This window comes from Rhizobium leguminosarum (genome assembly GCF_004123835.1).
Lineage (GTDB): Bacteria > Pseudomonadota > Alphaproteobacteria > Rhizobiales > Rhizobiaceae > Rhizobium > Rhizobium leguminosarum_M.
In genome coordinates this window covers 503952-520870 of sequence record NZ_MZMU01000012.1, presented here as the reverse complement: position 1 = coordinate 520870, position 16919 = coordinate 503952, and the positions used below count along the sequence as shown (strand labels likewise).

General features: G+C 58.2%; 13 protein-coding genes and 1 pseudogene. 10 read left to right on the top strand and 4 right to left on the bottom strand.

Annotated elements, in window-relative coordinates:
- Nucleotides 1-72: 72 nt before the first annotated feature.
- From B5P46_RS19300 to B5P46_RS19275, 6 genes are all read left to right on the top strand, one after another.
- A complete protein-coding gene (locus tag B5P46_RS19300) occupies nt 73-582 on the top strand; it encodes a hypothetical protein (RefSeq protein WP_129420112.1) in 510 nt (169 codons plus the stop codon).
- The gene (locus B5P46_RS19295; RefSeq protein ID WP_129420111.1) at nt 579-1751 is read left to right on the top strand and encodes a class I SAM-dependent methyltransferase; all 1173 of its coding nucleotides are present in this window, start codon (nt 579-581) and stop codon (nt 1749-1751) included. The genes B5P46_RS19300 and B5P46_RS19295 overlap by 4 nt, the downstream gene beginning before the upstream one ends.
- Complete coding sequence (locus tag B5P46_RS19290; RefSeq protein WP_129420110.1) at nt 1748-4108, top strand: SpoIIE family protein phosphatase; 2361 nt, start codon at nt 1748-1750, stop codon at nt 4106-4108. Before B5P46_RS19295 ends, B5P46_RS19290 begins: the two co-directional genes overlap by 4 nt.
- Before the next feature lie 3 nt (nt 4109-4111).
- The gene (locus B5P46_RS19285) at nt 4112-4672 is read left to right on the top strand and encodes a slr1658 superfamily regulator (RefSeq protein WP_129420109.1); all 561 of its coding nucleotides are present in this window, start codon (nt 4112-4114) and stop codon (nt 4670-4672) included.
- Nucleotides 4673-4679: 7 nt separating this feature from the next.
- Entirely contained in the window at nt 4680-5018 is a 339-nt protein-coding gene (locus B5P46_RS19280) for a slr1659 superfamily regulator (protein WP_017961073.1), read from the top strand.
- A gap of 247 nt (nt 5019-5265) precedes the next feature.
- Entirely contained in the window at nt 5266-5910 is a 645-nt protein-coding gene (locus tag B5P46_RS19275) for a hypothetical protein (RefSeq protein ID WP_129420529.1), read from the top strand.
- 302 nt (nt 5911-6212) lie between these two features.
- Here B5P46_RS19275 and B5P46_RS19270 read toward each other — a convergent pair whose 3' ends face one another.
- The gene (locus tag B5P46_RS19270) at nt 6213-7142 is read right to left on the bottom strand and encodes an AraC family transcriptional regulator (RefSeq protein WP_129420108.1); all 930 of its coding nucleotides are present in this window, start codon (nt 7140-7142) and stop codon (nt 6213-6215) included.
- A gap of 103 nt (nt 7143-7245) precedes the next feature.
- On the opposite strand from B5P46_RS19270, the gene B5P46_RS19265 reads away from it, so the two are divergent.
- From B5P46_RS19265 to B5P46_RS19250, 3 genes are all read left to right on the top strand, one after another.
- On the top strand, nt 7246-8193 hold the full coding sequence (locus B5P46_RS19265; protein ID WP_129420107.1) for a quinone oxidoreductase family protein: 948 nt from the start codon (nt 7246-7248) through the stop codon (nt 8191-8193).
- Between the two features lie 296 nt (nt 8194-8489).
- Nucleotides 8490-10265 carry an adenylate/guanylate cyclase domain-containing protein gene (locus B5P46_RS19260; protein ID WP_129420106.1) on the top strand — a complete coding sequence of 592 codons (1776 nt, stop codon included), beginning with the start codon at nt 8490-8492 and terminating at the stop codon, nt 10263-10265.
- A gap of 404 nt (nt 10266-10669) precedes the next feature.
- Nucleotides 10670-11254, top strand: a complete 585-nt coding sequence (locus B5P46_RS19250) for a GNAT family N-acetyltransferase (RefSeq protein WP_206735371.1) — start codon at nt 10670-10672, stop codon at nt 11252-11254.
- Nucleotides 11255-11479: 225 nt separating this feature from the next.
- Here the strand turns inward: B5P46_RS19250 and B5P46_RS19245 are convergent.
- Nucleotides 11480-12566: pseudogene (locus B5P46_RS19245) on the bottom strand (aldo/keto reductase).
- Nucleotides 12567-12592: 26 nt separating this feature from the next.
- Nucleotides 12593-13579, bottom strand: coding sequence for an MBL fold metallo-hydrolase (locus B5P46_RS19240; RefSeq protein ID WP_129420528.1), 987 nt, complete (start codon nt 13577-13579; stop codon nt 12593-12595).
- Nucleotides 13580-13627: 48 nt separating this feature from the next.
- Here B5P46_RS19240 and B5P46_RS19235 point away from each other — a divergent pair, with 48 nt between their 5' ends.
- Nucleotides 13628-14608, top strand: a complete 981-nt coding sequence (locus B5P46_RS19235; protein ID WP_129420104.1) for a LysR family transcriptional regulator — start codon at nt 13628-13630, stop codon at nt 14606-14608.
- A gap of 169 nt (nt 14609-14777) precedes the next feature.
- Here B5P46_RS19235 and B5P46_RS19230 read toward each other — a convergent pair whose 3' ends face one another.
- Nucleotides 14778-16910 carry a beta-galactosidase gene (locus B5P46_RS19230; RefSeq protein ID WP_129420103.1) on the bottom strand — a complete coding sequence of 711 codons (2133 nt, stop codon included), beginning with the start codon at nt 16908-16910 and terminating at the stop codon, nt 14778-14780.
- Between the last annotated feature and the right edge of the window lie 9 nt (nt 16911-16919).

Sequence of the window (16919 nt, the reverse complement as noted above, 5' to 3'; positions counted from 1 at the left end):
ACAACCGATTTCGCCGTGTTTTTCGTGATTGGCATGCATCGACCTGCCGCAGGCAAACGAATGGAGGGTCTATTGGAAGAGGAAGCACCTAGCTTCGATGACTATGCATTTGCGCCGATGGTATCGCTGGAAATGAACGTTGCGATGTTCAAATCTCGATGGCAGTTTTGCGACCGGATCACGGAATATCTCTCGGACATTCTCGGCCAGGGTCACAGCGATCCCGCTCGATATTCGAATTTTCTTTCCGTCGCAGCCAACGAGCTCATTGAACTCGCTTTCCGTTCAACGGGTGAGCTGGGAAGGATACGTTTCAGTCTCTATCGGAGCGCGGCATTCAATCGGCTGAGAATTGCGTTTCCCGGCGAGGAAGCATTTGGCCGCAAACACACGAGTGCGAGATCAGGCGAATACCTGCCTGTCCCCGATACCGAGTCTGGATACTTGGTCATGAAATCCGATGGGACGGTTTTGCTCAGCGATTTGGCAACAATATTCCGCGCCGCTATACGAATTGAGAAAGACGGCGGACAAGGGATTCAAATCATTGCGGATTTCCCCTCGGCCGAGGACTTCCGATGAACCTGCTGCTGCGACCCTTCACGGTTTATTTTGATCCGACAAATCAGGAGCTGGTGCTGTCTGGCAAGATGCGGCCCGAAAGTCCCGCCGAGATTGGCGATGCTCTCGAGCTGGTGCAGCAAAGTTTGGGAAAATACGGCGGGGTCGTTTACCTCAACGTCAAACGTCTGACGCACATCAACATGACCGCCTTCGCCGCCCTGTCCGATGTTCTCGCGGCAAGCTGCCGGACCAGGCCGGAGAGGAAGATCGTCATCATTACGTCGAGCGTGGTGGCATGGTCGACCTCGTTATTCCAAACGCTTGCGGCATCACAACCAAACTTATCGGTCGAGGTCTACGATTCGGCATTCTATCCGGGCCAGAGCTTTGTCGAGGATGAGACTTTCATTCCCATTCTCCGTACCCAGACGAAAATGACATGGAGGCACGAACGCGAACTGCTGCCTCGCCACGGCCTGCGCAGCGGTCTTGTCATCGCCGATATCTGTTGCGGAATAGGTGATTTCGCGGCCTTAGTTCAACGGGAATTTAAACCGGCACGCCTTGTCGCACTGGATCATTCGGTGCGCAGCCTCGAATATGCCCGCAGGGTCGCCGCCGACTTCGATCTGCAGGGAATCGAGTACACCTATGGTGACGCCTCGCAAATGTTGCTGCGAGACAATCAATTCGACTTTGTGACCTGCCGTCATTCGCTGCAGATTTTCAACCGTCCCGAGATGCTCCTGCGGGAGCTTTACCGCATCTGCAAGCCTGGCGGCCGTGTCTACATCACGAACGAAAAAAACTCGCATTGTCTCGGCGAGCCGCATGCTGATTCCATAAAATGGACTTACGAAGAAGTCGCCAAACTGTTCAAGCACTTCGACATGGATGTCGAGATGGGGCCGAAAAGCCGCCATCTCCTTGCCGACGCAGGGTTTGATAGCATCAAGGTCGATTGCTTCATGGTAACGAACCTTGACGGCGATCCCCAGGACTTCGCAGACATCATTGAAGCTTGGGAAAATGTCTACGCGGGTGAGATGGCCGTCCGGCGGGGCGACTCATCAGATTTCATTCGAAGGTTCCGGCAAGGATTCAAAGATCATGTCTTTGCTGCTCTTCATCCCAAGGGTTATGCAGGCTGGCCGATCTGGGCAGCTTCCGGCCGAAAGCCGCTGTGATGGACGAGAGATCATCGAAGAGGCCGGCAAGATTAGGCTCATTTCGGGCAAAGTTCATCTTGGTCGTCGGTGGAGCCGTCCTCTTTGATCTGCTGGTCAGCGGTGGACTGGCGCTTTGGAATGTTCAGAGGCTGTCGCGCGACGCCACCCTCGAAGTCGGACAGGGTCTGGAAGCGGCAAGCCAAGAATACATCCGCACATATGCCGATTCCACCGCAGCACAGGTGAGTTTGCTCCTGCGGCAGGTTCACAACGACGTCAGCACCTTGGCGGGTGTGCTCCAGGCGCAGATCGACGATCCCGAGCGTAATTCCGTTGTCGGCGCGGCGATCGCCCGCACATCTCCCGGCAGCGTCAGCCTGTCCTACGATCAAAAGGCGAACTGGTCTCAGAACGCTCCGGGCTCAGTCTCCGTCGTCAGCGTCTGGAGTTACTCGCTCGGAGAAGACCACAACCCAAGACCCGACGTTCAGACCGATATCCAGACCAGCGCGGTTCTGGACCTTGTCGCACCGAGCTTGCTGCAGCACGGGGCTTCAAAGCTGCAGATGTACTACATCGGATCGAAAGAACGACCAATCTTCAGAACAGCGCCCTATACCGACCAGGCTCAGACCTTCGACCGCCTTTATCCTGGTCATAACGAGGCCAATTTCTGGGACTTCTTTTTTCCCGGACTTTATGAGTCCTGGCAAGGCTGGGCCAAGGATATGAAAACGCGGCCGGTCGCGGACGATATAACCCAGACAGCGCCCTATACGGACGCCATTACCGGAAAACTGATCGTTTCTTTCTTTCAACCACTATGGACAGCCGACAGGAAGGATGTCGCCGGGACGGCTGGCGCGGACATCACACTCGACCAGCTCGCGCAGACTGTAGAAAATGTGAAAGTGGCTCAGTCCGGCTTTGGATTTCTCGCAATGTCCGACGGAAACGTTGTGGCGATCAACAGCACAGGCGAAAAAACTCTCGGTCTGCGTTCTGCGAGCGATGCAAGCGGAAGCGGAGTGACCGGACTGGAGCGCTCCCTGAAGGGAAGCTCCCAGCCTGCGATAGCAAAACTGGCCCTTGATCGCGAACTGGGCATCCAACATTTGTTGTTGCAGCAGGAGGGTAACGAGGTTCCCTATATCGTTATCGTCAAGAAACTCCCCGCGACCAATCTCTGGTCCAGCGGCCCGGTTCGGCAAGAGGCGATGTCTCTTGGAGTGGTTGTGCCTGAACGAGAAATCCAGGCCTCGCTCTATGCGGCCCAAGCCAAAATTTCGGAAGCTACCAACCGGATCGTGATCTACCAAATCTTGGCGATCCTAATGTCACTGCTTGTTGTGGCTATAGCAGTAATTGCGGCTTCGAAACGAATAACGAGCGGAATCAGTGCACTTGCAAATGCCGCCAAACGGATTCAGGCGAAGGATTATTCGGTCAGGGTGGCCATAACAAGCAAAGATGAGGTCGGCGAGGCTGGTGAAGCATTCAACCGGATGGCCGAACAGATCAGCTATCACACGGAAAATCTCGAGCAGCTTGTCGAAGAGCGAACAGCTCAAATCGAAGATGCAAAGGAAGAGATTTCGACGCTGAACGCACAGCTCCAGCGAGAAAATAGACGTCTCGGAACAGAGCTGGCCGTCGCCGAGAGGATCCAGCTCATGGTTCTTCCGCTGCATCAGGAGCTTGAGGAGTTTCAGGCGCTCGAGATCGCCGCCTATATGAGACCTGCGGAAGAAGTCGGCGGCGATTATTATGACGTATTGAAGAGCGGAAAACGGTTGAAGATTGGCATCGGCGACGTCACCGGACACGGGCTCGAAAGCGGCGTGCTGATGTTGATGGTTCAGTCCGTCGCCCGCGCCCTGCAGGAAGCAGGAAACACCGATGCAGTCAAATTTCTCACAGACCTGAACAGCGCCCTGTTTAAAAACATAGTGAGAACTAAAATCGACAAGCATCTCACTCTAGCGTTTCTTGACTACGATGGAAAAGAGATGATCCTGTCGGGACAACACGAGGAAGTTGTCGTCGTGCGGGCGAACGGCGAGGTCGAACGCATAGACACCATGGATCTGGGGATACCGATCGGGCTGGAAGCCGATATTTCCGCGTTCATTAAAACCCGCGAAATAGCGTTCGAGAAGGGGGACCTCATACTCCTGCATACGGATGGTGTGACAGAAGCCGAAAACGACGCTGGAGAACTCTTTGGCATCGAACGTCTGTGCCGAGAAGCACTGCGCCTGAAGGATCAAAGCGCTGAGAAAGTCGTTTCCGGAATTGTAGCGACATTGATGCTCTTCATCGGATCGCAGAAGATTTACGACGACATCACGCTTCTCGCAGTGCGACATAGGTGAGACATGACGCCAACGGTGTATGGTATCGAATCTCTGGCGGGCATAAGCCTGGATTCAAGCACTCGCCTCACCTTAAACGACGGACCGCTTCAGCTTGGATGGAAGCACTCAGGAATGACTTCGGACTTTATAGCGGAGGTCATGGCTCTGCGATATTCTCGTTCAAGAAAAGACTATGTGCAGGCGCATCATGACATCGGATATCTCAGCAATGAGTTGATCGAAAATGCCGTTAAGTTTCGACAGCCTGGGGAGATCCTCATTGAAGCCGGCATATTCGACGGTACTTTTTTAATCAGGGTGAAGAACACGATCGATGGCGTGACATCCTTTCGCTTTCAGCAACTGCTGCATCGCCTTCAATCGAGGGACCCCGGGGAACTTCTTCTTGAGCAAATCGAAACCAATGCCATATCGGCAGAAAGCGGTTCGGGCTTGGGGTTGCTCACCCTTCTGAGCGACTACGACGCAAAAATGGCATGGGCATTCGAAGGGAATAATGACGAGCTTATCATACTGACGACGACTGCAGCCGTGGCGATGCCACCCTCCTCCAATCTGTGAGCGAAGAATGGAAATCAGCGACGAAAACTTCCGCGTATGGGCTGAGAAAAACGAGGTCTATTTCGATGGCGTATTCCGGCTGGCGGGACCGGACGCCTATGCGCCCATTTACTCATTGATATCAGGCCTGCTCCATGAGGGGCACAAACAGGTGACGTTCAACCTGACGGGTCTCGAGTTCCTCAATTCCTCCGGCATAAATCTCCTGGCCAAGCTGACGATCGAAGCCAGAAAGATGGGCGACCTCCTGCTCGTCGTCAAAGGCACCAGCCAATATCCCTGGCAAGCGAAATCGCTGCCGAATCTTAAGAAATTACACCCGCTTGTCGATTTGCGCTTGGCGTGATTCTCCTTCGGCCCAATCGGGACGCTTGCGTGAAGGCATCAGTCTTCGCTTACCCGCGCAGATATCGCCTCACGCCGGCGCCCGGCTGATGATGTGGATTTGTTAAGTATTTCAATTTGTTTAGGACCATAGTCCGACCGACATCGGACCTCGGACCGATGTGGAAGATGCAATCAAGGTCTAACCTCTGACATCTCAAGCGCGATGCACCCACACCGCGTTTGATGATCCGATCCGGAGGAAAATGATGCGGATAGCAACTTTGGCGTCCTTGGCCGCACTCTCGCTGGCCCTTGCAGCAAGCCCGGCAACCATTGCAGGCTTCGACATATCAGTGCTCGCAAAGGACGGCGGCAACGGGGGCGGAAATGGTGGTGGCAACGGCGGCGGCAACGGAAACAGCGGCAGCCACGGCAGCAGCAACCAGGGCAGTGGTTCAAACCATCGCAGCGGTGCAACCCATGGCAGCGCCAAATCCTCAGGCGTGAAAGGCAAATCCACCGAAGTAGGCAGCAAGTCCAAGGCTGACGAGACCAAAACCGTCACGAAAGAGAAGAACCTGTCGGCGCAACTTGCGGGCCTGAACTCTCTGAAGCGGAATTACAAGGCGTTGATGCATACGTCGGACCCACGCATGACCGCCATCGCGGCCTATGCTGTGGCTTATGCCCAATACGAACTCGACAATGGAACCGAGCCCGCACCCGATGACCCTCTGTTGGGGGACGAGGCGCTGGAGGACGCATTGGCTTCCGCAACGAAAACCGGTGAAGTCAGTCCAGCGGTTCTGAACCAGGCCAAAACCATTCTCGGGGTTGGCGACGCAAACGGGAAGATCGATCAAATTCGCACCTCGCTGGAGAACGCCGCGCCGGCGACATCAGACGAATAGCCGCGAATTCAGGTGCGAGCAGTGTGGAGCTGACAAGTATAGCTCCGCACTAAACTAAGAGAGCATTTCCGTTTGTTTGAGTACGGAAATGCTCTTTTTTTGTATATTTTCGAACGCAAACCGCTGCGCAGCGAGCGACGCCCGATTAGGGGGCCCCCGCTAAGTCGCTGTTCTTTGGAACCATCGGCACGCTTGTCGACTGGACGCGGTCCTGGTTGAACTTGTAAGCGGTGTGCCACTGTGTGGAGGACCAGCAGCCTTGCTAGGCATGGCAACTAGGCATCAAAAGGAGACGTCGCAGGTCACTGATCACTGTTCACATTCTGTTTTTGACTTCGGCCATATCGGCGGGGTGACTGTCCCATGATCCGCTTGAACGCCGTGCTAAAGGCGTGCTCAGACGAATATCCCAGCGACATCGAAATTTCGGCCATTGTTTCCTCGCCCTGTATCAGTTTCGTTCCTGCCGACATCATTCTCCAGCGGGCAAGGTAGGAGATCGGCGTTTCGCCGACGCGCCTTCGGAAGTACTGGGCGAAGCTCGTGCGGGACATCCCCGCCTTACGGGCGAGCTCTTCCAGAGTCCAGGCGTGCGAAGGATCTGAATGCATCGCCTTTATGGATTGCGCAAGTCTGGGGTCCGCCAACGCGGTGAACCAGCCCACCCCTCCCGGTGAACTCTCGAGGAACAGGCGCAGCGCCTGGGCAAGCATCATGTGAGAAAGGTTCTGCGCCACCTGAAACGCGCCGGGTCTCGCATCGCGCAGTTCGTCCATCATGAGTTCGATATAGAGTCGGAGCTTGGTCCTGTCTTGCGTCGACTCGACATGGATAAAGGGAGGCAATGCCTGAAGCATGACTTCCGCATGTCGGCCATTCACTTCGAAGCGGCTGCCGACGAGGAAGACGTCTCCGCCGCCATTGAAGGTCACCACTTCTCCGCTACGATCGGGATGGAGGGTTTGGCTCGCGAGTTCCGGCTCTGCTTCGAGATCGCTTGCGATCAGAGCCGGGCGTCCCGTCGGAAGGACGAAGCAATCGCCGGCCTTGAGAAAGACCGGTCCGTCGCTCTCTTCCATCGACAGCCAGCATCCGCCCTTCACGACTGCATAGCACTTTATGCGTCCTGCGAGGTCGTCCAGTATGAGCGCCCACGATCCTCCCGCATCGAATCCTGCGGTTATGTAGCTTTTCGGCTTCAGCAGAGCCAGCATTTCGGACAGCGGATCCATGCGGCACCTTGAACGATCACGAACAAAAAACGGATTTTTACTGATAGATCGTGCAGGCGAGCGTGTCTACAAGGTGGCATCGATGATACGGAGAACAAATCAAATGAAGGCTGCAGTTGTGAATTCCTTCGGCGTTTCGCCATCCTTCCAGGACTTCCGCGAACCGGAAGCAGGAGAAGACGAGACCGTGGTGACCGTCGATGCGGCAGCTCTTAGCCCCATCGTCAAAAGCTTGGCTTCAGGCCGACATTATGCAAGCGGCACCACCGCAGGGTTCGTTCCAGGCGTCGATGGCGTCGGGACCGACGCGGATGGACGAAGGGTCTACTTCCTCTTTCCGAAGGCCCCTTTTGGCTCCATGGCAGAGAAGTCTCTTGTAGCCAAGATCATGACTGCACCTGTGCCAGATGAGCTTGCCAGCGACCATGCAGCCGCGATCGTAACGGGCGCGCTTGCCTCCTGGATTGCTTTCTCACGCAGGGCCAAACTTCAGAAGGGTGAGACGGTCCTCATCCTTGGGGCGACTGGAGCTTCGGGCAGCCTGGCGGTCCAGACTGCCAAGCACTTCGGCGCAAGCAAGGTCGTGGCAGTCGGACGAAACACAGCGAAGCTCGATCGCCTTGACGCCGATGTGAAGGTCGCTCTCGACGGCGAAGCCGATACAGCTCTGCGGGATCAGTTTGATCGCGGTGTCGATGTCGTTCTCGACTTCGTATGGGGCGACCCAGCCGCCCGCCTATTGAGAGCGGCAACCAGGGATCGTGGTTCAAGAATGGGGGAACCGCGTCTTCGATACGTCCAGCTTGGCACGATGGCCGGCGATGAAATTGCCATCCGGGGAGATATGTTGCGCAGCACTGGCCTTGAGATAATCGGAAGCGGTATCGGCAGCGTGGCTGTCACAGACCTCGTTGCCGGGGCCGGCGAGCTTCTGGCAGTTGCACTACAAGCAGGTTTCGACACACAATTCACGAGCCTGCCACTGGACGCTGTCAAAGAGGCATGGAGCGGCGATGCCGACATCCGCTATATATTGATGCCTCGGCTATGATCTCTGCCTTCCATCTTGAACGAACGATTTCAGGCCGAGAGAGGACTGGCAGCTTCGAGACTCGAATCGTCAGAAGCGAATATTCAGGCTCCTTGGGGGCATCGACGTGATCTGACCCTGAGCGGGCTTTCGGAGCAACTGCGTCAAACGGACGACCGCCGACAGAACAGGCATTGCCCGGATCTGCACGGCGGCTCGCCCACATGAGACATCGTCCAAGATCGCTCCGAAAAGAAGCGAAAAGTTCCGTCTTGCCCACTGTCTTCCTGCTATAGTGGAGAAGAGGAGACGGCTCAATGGGCGAGAATCGCAAGCTGGCCGCAATTCTGGCCGCCGACGTGGTCGGATACAGCAGGCTCGCAAGCGCGGACGAAGATCGTATTCTGGCGAGGTTGCGGGCACTGCGTAGCGACCTGATCGATCCAACTATAGCTGTGCACAACGGGCGCGTGATCAAGCGCACAGGCGATGGGGCATTGGTCGAATTCCGCAGCGTGGTGGACGCCGTCCGCTGCGCCGTCGAGGTGCAGAATGCCATGGTCGAACGCAATGCCGGCGTGCCCCAAGACCGCCGTATTGAGTTCCGAATCGGCATCCATTTGGGGGATGTGGTCGAGGAAAGCGACGGTGACCTGATGGGCGACGGCGTCAATATCGCGTCGCGCCTGGAGGGCGTCGCAGCGCCGGGCGCAATTTGCCTGTCGGAAGATGCCTATCGCCAAGTCAAGGCGAGGCTCGATCTCTCCGTCACCGATCTCGGCAGCACACAGCTCAAGAACATCGCCGAGCCGATTCGGATCTATTCGCTCCAGGTCGGCGTCGCCGTACTGGCAAAGTCAACAGTGACCGCCTACGCCGCCGCTGGTCGCGTGCCAGCCGCATCGCCGCCGGCGCTCTCGATTGCCGTGCTGCCTTTCGCCAACATGAGCGGTGATGCCGAGCAAGAATACTTCGCCGATGGCATCTCCGAAGACATCATCACGGCTCTGTCGAAGCTGTCGCAGCTGTTCGTCATCGCCCGCAACTCGTCGTTCACCTTCAAGGGCAGGAACGTGAACGTCCAAGAGGTGGGCCGCGGCCTTGGCGTGCGCTACGTGCTGGAGGGCAGTGTCCGCAAATCGGGCAGCAGGGTGCGGATCACCGCACAGCTGATCGACGCGACATCAGGCGGCCATCTGTGGGCGGAGCGTTTCGATCGCGACCTGACCGACATCTTTGCCGTGCAGGACGACGTAACGCAGCAGATTGTCGGCGCGCTCGCGCTCAACCTCAGAGAGGGCGACCAGCAGCGGCTGGCTGCGGAGCAGACCGAGAGCCTGGAAGCGTATGACTGCTTCCTTCGGGGCCGTGAACACATGTGGAGGTTGACGAGAGAGCAAAACGCGCAGGGCCGGGAACTGTTGCAACGCGCCATCGAGCTTGACCCGAAATTCGTTCCGGCCTACGCGTTCCTCGCCGTCACACATGGGCTGGCCTACATGAACCAGTGGAGCCAATCGCCGTCGAAATCGCTTGAACAGGCGATTGAGGCTGCCACGCGGGCGGTGGCGCTCGACGATCAATATCCCTACGCACATTGGGCGCTCGGCGTCGTCAAACTGCACTTGCGACAGCACGACGTGGCCATCGCCGAGGCCGAACGCGTGATCGCGCTTGCTCCCAATTTTGTCGAGGGGTACGAGAATCTCGGCAACGCACTGCACTATGCCGGAAGGTCGGCCGAGGCGCTCGCCTATTTCGAACGGGCAATGGCCCTGAACCCCTATTACCCGGACCTGTTCCTTCACTTCTACGCACAGGCGATGTTTCAGCTAGGCAGGTACGAGGAGGCCGTCGTCATCCTGAAGCGGCGGCTCGTCCGTAATCCAGACACAGACGTCTCGCGAGTGCTGCTGGCGGCGAGCTATGGTCACTTGGGGCGCTTCGAGGAGGCGCGCGGTGAGTGGGCGGAAGTGTTCCGAATCAATCCCGATTATTCCCTGGAGCACAGGCGCAAAGTACTGCCCTACAAGAACCCTGCCGATTTCGAACGCATTGTGGACGGCCTGCGGCAGGCTGGCCTGACTAGCTGATTGTTTTGCCGCCAGCGGCAATGGGCCCTACCAGCTTCCCCGAGCGACGGGTGCAAACTCAACCGAGGCTAAAGCGGTTAACTTGTGCCCACCAATCATCAGCGAAACCCCGATGCTCAAAACACTCGGCATGAAGAGCGTTGACCTCAGCGTTCTTGAACGCTCCTCGCCATTCGGTCACGTACTCGGAAGGCTCATATTCTTGCGTTGATATTAGCTCCATGCGCGCCATTTGATTGGAGACGTCATTCGGCGTCAACGTCCGCTCTTTAAAATGGCCGCCAAAAGCGGCCCAACCGCTGAGCCAGCAGCAACCGGTATCGCTCCCACGCCATCCGGGTTACGATGCGCAGCTGAGAACGGGCGCGGGCGTCTCGTCGGACCACCTACGTCAGGAGGGCAGTGTGAAATCGCCAACAGTGAGAGTTATGGCCGCGGCCGAGGAAGATCTGGCGGTCGAAACGGTCATGCTGGCATTTGCAGCGGATCCTATGGCGCGATGGACCTGGCCGCACGCACACCAGTACCTTGCGGCCATGCCGCGAATGATCCGGGCGTTCGGGAGCAGCGCATTCTCTAACGGAAGCGCCTTTTGCACCGACGGCTATGCCGGGACGGCGCTGTGGTTATCGCCCGGGGTGCATTCCGACGAGGAAGGGCTTGGTGCGGTGCTCGAGAGCACGGTTGCGCGCTCTCTTGCCCCCGAAACCACGGCCATATTCGAGCAGATGGCCGCGTACCACCCGAGCGAACCACATTGGTACCTGCCCCTGATCGGCGTCGACCCGGCGCATCAAGGCGAAGGTCACGGCGACGCCTTGATGGCGTACGCCCTCGCACGGTGCGATCGCGATCACGCGCCAGCCTATTTGGAATCCTCGAACCCGCGCAACATTCCGTTCTACCGACGCTACGGCTTCGAACCGCTCGGCGCGATCCAGGTCGGCTCGTCGCCGACGCTCGTCCCGATGCTGCGGCGGCCGCGTTAAGCTTCAGTTCGATCAGATAGCTTGTGGCATACGGGTGCCAAGCGCGCGGCACAGCCGTGAAACGAGGCTGGAACGGACCGGCGAGAACCTTTGCCGGCGGGCGCCTAATAGTCGGGTTATAGGCGATGCCCGCTTTTAGAAGTAGGACGATGTAGCTTTGACGGCCGACATGGCGGCGCGAAGCAGCCCTATCGAACGGAACCTCTCGACGGCGGCACCCGGACATCATTGTTTAAGCCGGTTCCTGGCTTTCGCCTGCGCATCTCGGATCAGACCCGAGTACAGCTGCTCCTTGCCGGGATACCATGGCATCGTGCTTATCGAGGAGAAGCCTGGGATAGCTTCCATGTGGGTAAACATACGTCGGCGCATCGCTTCGTCGGGAAGCGGGCCGCGCATCGCCTGAAGATTGTCATTCATGTGGTCCGGGTTGGAAGTACCACACAGGACACAGGTTACGACGGGGTGGGCCATGACCCACTTCAGAAAGAATTGCGCCCAGGTTTTCGCGCCGAACTCGTTTGCGAACTCCGGTAACGGCTGACCTTCGACGACTTTCAGCAATCTGGCCTTTTCAAGCGGCAGGTTGATCAGGATGGCGACACCGTTGTCTGCGGCCGATGGCAGGAGACGCCTTTCGGCATTCCTGTCGAAGATGGAATAGTTGGTCTGCACGAAGTCGACCTCACCACTTTCGATGAATTTCGTGAGAGCCTCCTGGGCCGAAGCCTCGTGATGCGTGATACCGACGTGCTGAATTTTCCCTTCCCTTTTCCATGAACGAAGGAGCGGAACAACGACCTGCGCATTTGTGATACTGTGGCATTGCATCAGGTTGATCGTGTCACGCCAGGTCCGTAGCCTCGATTGCCGAAAGCTTTCCTCTGCATGGCTCTCGTCGCCCAGATATTCTCCCGTCGCCCAGATTTTGTTTGTCAGGAAAATTTCGGACGCTTCCGATGCCTCCCCCATGAACTGGCCAACGCTGACTTCGGCCGACCCATACAAGGGCGAGGTATCAACGACGCGGCCACCACCGGCGACATACCGCCTGAACACCTCCCGCAGGTCGTCCCGCGCTTCACCCGGTCGTTCGGTCGAATGTCAGGAATGTACCAAGTCCGAGGGCTGTGAGTCGCTCTCCCGTTTTCGGCACCGTGCGCGTCAGGACAGGCTCCGTTGCGGACGTCGATGGGAGCGGCGCGTCGCCTGTCGCGTATTGTGCCTTTGTTTCTGCTGCGATCGACGCGCTCGCGGCAGTCAGACCCATCGCACCCAGAAAGCGCCGCCGGCCGATTGTCGTTCCGGTCATGAGGAAACCTCCAGTTGGATTTCTGGTCAAAACTGCCAGCTTGCCGGAACCCAGGCGTAACCCATGTCCGTCTTGAGCATTCGTCCGAGCCCCGGGAAAGGGTAATGAAACCCAAGAACAAGGAGCCTATCGGTCGCAGCCATATCGAATATGCGGCGGCGCGACGCGAGCGCGGTATCCTTGTCTCTGTCAGGTCCGGGTCGCCATGGATGGTCGATGTTGACGACCGGGTGATAGGCAAGGTCCGCAGTGAGGAGCAGTTGGTCGTTTCCTGAGTGGACCAGGAATGTTGCCATGCCAGGCGTATGTCCTGGCGCAGCTATCGTGGTGAGGCCCGGCACGATTTCCGCACCTGCCTCGTAGAGCTCAATGTCCTTTGCGATCGGCTCGACGCTCCGTTTGATCGCCGCTGCAAACCGGTCACGAAAGTCCCGTGGTACCGGCATGTAGGAGAGATCGGGATCGTTGCGCACAAAAAAATCCCAGTCTGCGCGGGGTGCGTAGACGGTGGCATTGGGAAATGCTTTTTTGCCTTCGGAAGTGCTGAGATTGCCGACGTGATCAGGATGCGTGTGGGACACCACGATCGTGTCGATATCGCCTGCATCGAGACCGATGGCGGCGAGATTGTCGAACACACGCCCCGCATTCTTTCCCATCGTGGCCCCGGCTCCCGCCTCAAGCAATATCCGCCTGTCGGCGACCTCAAGCAGCAGCGTGTTGAGTTGAAGGGTCATATGATCGGTAGGAAGGAAAGCGCGACGAAGGACCTCCTGCAGTTCGGCCTCCGGAGCATCGTTGGCATAGACCGTCGGTGGGCCGCCGATCACGCCATCGCTCAAAACTGTCGCTTTGATCTGCCCGACCCGAAATCGATAATATCCAACATTACGGGTGTCCGGGCTCTGCACCTGCGCATTGCCTGATCCGGCTGAACCTCCGAGCAGCAGAGCGGACGTTCCGGCAACCGCTGAAACCATGACCGTTCGCCGGTTCAATGTGAGTCGATCCATTGCTTTTCCTTTCAGTCGACAATCCGCATGTGCGGTCGAGGTATTTAGATGACCGCAAATCACTGCGCTGATAAGACGAGGAAATCTACGCAGCTTGATAAGGTAGGCTTCGCAATGGATCAGTTTCGTTTGGATAGCCTGGATGTTTTTGCGGCAATCGTCAGGTGCGGCGGATTCAGGGCCGCCGCCCTGGAGCGAGGCGTTTCATCATCGGCACTCAGCCAGACAATCAACGCTTTGGAAGAGGCGCTCGGCATCCGCCTGCTCAACAGGACAACAAGAAGCGTTTCGCCGACGGAGGCGGGACAGCGTCTCCTGCAGCGCCTCGGTCCAGCTTTGACGGACATCCGTCTCGCAGTCGATGACCTTAACCAGTTAAAGGAAAACCCGTCCGGCACCCTTCGTATCAATGCGCCAGGCCCCGCAATCGATCACCTGCTCTGTCCGGCAATGTTCACCTTTATGGACACATACCCGGACATCAAGGTCGAACTCATCAGCGACGCAGCGGTCATCGACATCGTCGAGCAAGGCTTTGACGCGGGCGTTCGGTTCGGAAAGCAACTGGCACAAGATATGATCGCAGTATCGCTGGGACCATCGCTTCGATACGCGATCGTGGCGTCGCCGGACTATATTGCAAAACATGGCCTGCCTCTGACTCCCAATGATCTCGCCGGCCACGACTGCATTCGACGACGATTTCCCGGCGGCACACTGGTATCCTGGAAATTTGAAAAGGGCGGAGACGCCCTCGAAGTCTTGCCGGAAGGACGATTGACGGTGAGTTCGGCACACAACGAACTGCAGGCCGCTGTCGCCGGATGCGGATTGGCCCATATCTTCGAGGACTACGCCGCACCCTACCTGACGAACGGCCGGCTGACGGAGGTTCTGAAGGACTGGAGCCCCCTTTTGCCGAGCTGGTATCTTTATTACCCGAGCAAAAGACACTCCAGCGCCGCCATGCGAGAGCTGGTGAGCTTCTTGCGCTCCTACGATTGGAAGCTGTCCCGGATGCCGGCTTAATTGAACGGTCATGACCTACACCTGACTCACTTCTCGACCTGAAAGGACGACGCCGACGTTGACAGGTCGTGATCTGCGCGTCCGCGCCCGTGATATGGATCCTCGGCTCAAGGCCGAGGACCACGGAGAATGCAGCAGCCCTCGTCACGCTTTCGCTGGCGAGCGCAACTCACCCCGCGAGCTCGATGATCGCGCAGCCGTAGCCTTCGAGATCGAGCCTACCGGCAACCGGTTTTTCGTCATCGAGGAGATCACGGCCAGCGGGAACGCCGCCGATGGCGGCCGGCTGGTCGGTGTAGTTCTGGATGAATAGCAGCCGGCGCTCTTCGTTTATCCGCATGGTCACCTCGACGCCCTCGGGGAGCTCGCCAATCAGCGGCTCGATGCCGACGGGTGCAAATAGCCGCTCGGCAAGAGCTGCCGTCAGATCCGGGGTGAGATAGGTGCCGACATAGACCACCTGCCCCTTGCCGAGCTTGCGCGACGTCGCCATCGGCTGGCCCTCGGCATAGCGGTTGGACCAGGCCGCAACCACCTCGACATCGCTTGCGATCGCCAGGTTTTCATAGAAGTAGCCGCCGACCAGCTCGCGGTTGCCGATCTTGAAGCGGCGTTCGCGGCGGCGCGATTCCGCCGGTTTGTTCGGCGGAATGACAAGCCCGCCCGAACGCTCCATCACGTCGAAGAGCCCGTTGGCGCCGGGGGCGGCGAGACGGCCGAAATCCTCGACGCGTATGCCTGTGAGCTGCGACAGCGAGGTGCCGGGCGCGGTCTCACGAATGACGTGATTGTCTTCGTTGCGCGTGCCGGTGCGCGCGCCGATGACGACAGTGCCGCCCTGCTCGGCGAAGGATTTCAGCCTCTCGGTCCATTCGTCCTTCCACATCACCCAGTGGGGGACATAGAGCAGCTTCAGCTTGGAAAGATCGTCCTCGGGATGAATGAAGCCGCAGGCAATGCCGCGATCGTAGCAATACTGGTGCATCAGGATCGCATCGTCCTGCGGGCTCGGCAGACCGATCGGATAGGTCTTGTGCGCTTCCTGATTGTCGAAGTCGGATCCGGCAATGCCGACATCCATGCGCACATAGGTGCCGAGGATCTTGGGCGCCAGCGCGGTCATCTCCGTTGCGAAGCGCTTCGCCTCGTCATATCGATGGCGGGCGACGTCGTCGTGGTCGATGATGCCCATCCAATAGATCTCCGCGCCAAAATGCGCGGGGCGCCAGCGGAAGAACATCAACCCGTCAGCGCCGTGGGCGACCGAGGAGAGCGCCATGCGGCGCAGCTCGCCCGGCTCCGGCGTCAGCGTGCAGAAACCCGGCTGGCTGCCGAAGCCCGATTGCTGCTCGGGAACGATGTAGTTGCCGGAAAAACCGCGGCAGATATCGAGGTGCAGCGCCTGGACCTTGGCGTGGTTTCCGAGCCGTTGGAACTCGTCATAGAGCATCGGATAGATATCATAGCCGACGAAATCGAGATCGGTGGTGAACTGGCCGCGAAAGTCGATATCCCTGAGCCCCCCGAGATTGTGGAAGACGAACCAGGAGGGTTTCACGGCGCGCAGGATCTCCACCTGGTCGTGCTGGAAGCGCGCCGTCGAAAAGGCGAGGAAACGGTGATAATCCTGGAGGTGGCCGGGGCTAGGGAAGGTCGGGCCGAACTCGATCGGCAGCACCACCTGGTCAAAGCTGTCATAGGCCGTCGCCCAGAAATCGCCACCCCACGCCGTGTTGAGCTTGCTGATCTCGCCATATCTGCCGGCAAGGAAGGCCTGGAATTCGGTGAGCGTCGCCTTGGAAAAGCTCTCCGGCATGCTGGTGTTCAGTTCGTTGTCGGTCTGCCAGCCGACGACAAAAGGATTGTTGCGATAGTGCTCGGCCATCGCTTTGGTGATACGCCGGCTATGCTCGCGAAAGACCGGGCTTGCCGTGTCGCAGTGCTGGCGCGAGCCATGGCTCATCGGCCGGCCCTTGCCGTCGACCCTTAAGATCTCCGGATGCGCCACGGTCAGCCAGCGCGGCGGCGTGGCCGTCGGCGTGCACATGATCGTGTCGATGCCGTAGCGCCCGAGCATGGCGATGGCACGGTCGAACAGGTCGAAATCGAAGGTGCCGAGCTTCGGCTCGAGAATATGCCAGGCGAATTCGGCCATTCTGACCACGTTGAAGCCGGCCTTCGCCATGCGCTCGGCGTCGCGCTCCCAGTAGCTTTCATCGACGTGCTCGGGATAGTGCGGGGCGCCAACGAGGAAGCGGTCGGTGTTGACGGGGTTCCATACGGAGAGGGTCTTGTCGGACACGGTGATGTT

Coding starts and splice junctions, on each gene's coding strand:
- B5P46_RS19295 (WP_129420111.1), top strand. CDS start 579: ATGAACCTGCTGCTGCGACCCTTCACGGTTTATTTTGATCCGACAAAT.
- B5P46_RS19285 (WP_129420109.1), top strand. CDS start 4,112: ATGACGCCAACGGTGTATGGTATCGAATCTCTGGCGGGCATAAGCCTG.
- B5P46_RS19280 (WP_017961073.1), top strand. CDS start 4,680: ATGGAAATCAGCGACGAAAACTTCCGCGTATGGGCTGAGAAAAACGAG.
- B5P46_RS19275 (WP_129420529.1), top strand. CDS start 5,266: ATGCGGATAGCAACTTTGGCGTCCTTGGCCGCACTCTCGCTGGCCCTT.
- B5P46_RS19270 (WP_129420108.1), bottom strand. CDS start 7,142: ATGGATCCGCTGTCCGAAATGCTGGCTCTGCTGAAGCCGAAAAGCTAC.
- B5P46_RS19265 (WP_129420107.1), top strand. CDS start 7,246: ATGAAGGCTGCAGTTGTGAATTCCTTCGGCGTTTCGCCATCCTTCCAG.
- B5P46_RS19260 (WP_129420106.1), top strand. CDS start 8,490: ATGGGCGAGAATCGCAAGCTGGCCGCAATTCTGGCCGCCGACGTGGTC.
- B5P46_RS19240 (WP_129420528.1), bottom strand. CDS start 13,579: ATGGATCGACTCACATTGAACCGGCGAACGGTCATGGTTTCAGCGGTT.
- B5P46_RS19235 (WP_129420104.1), top strand. CDS start 13,628: ATGACCGCAAATCACTGCGCTGATAAGACGAGGAAATCTACGCAGCTT.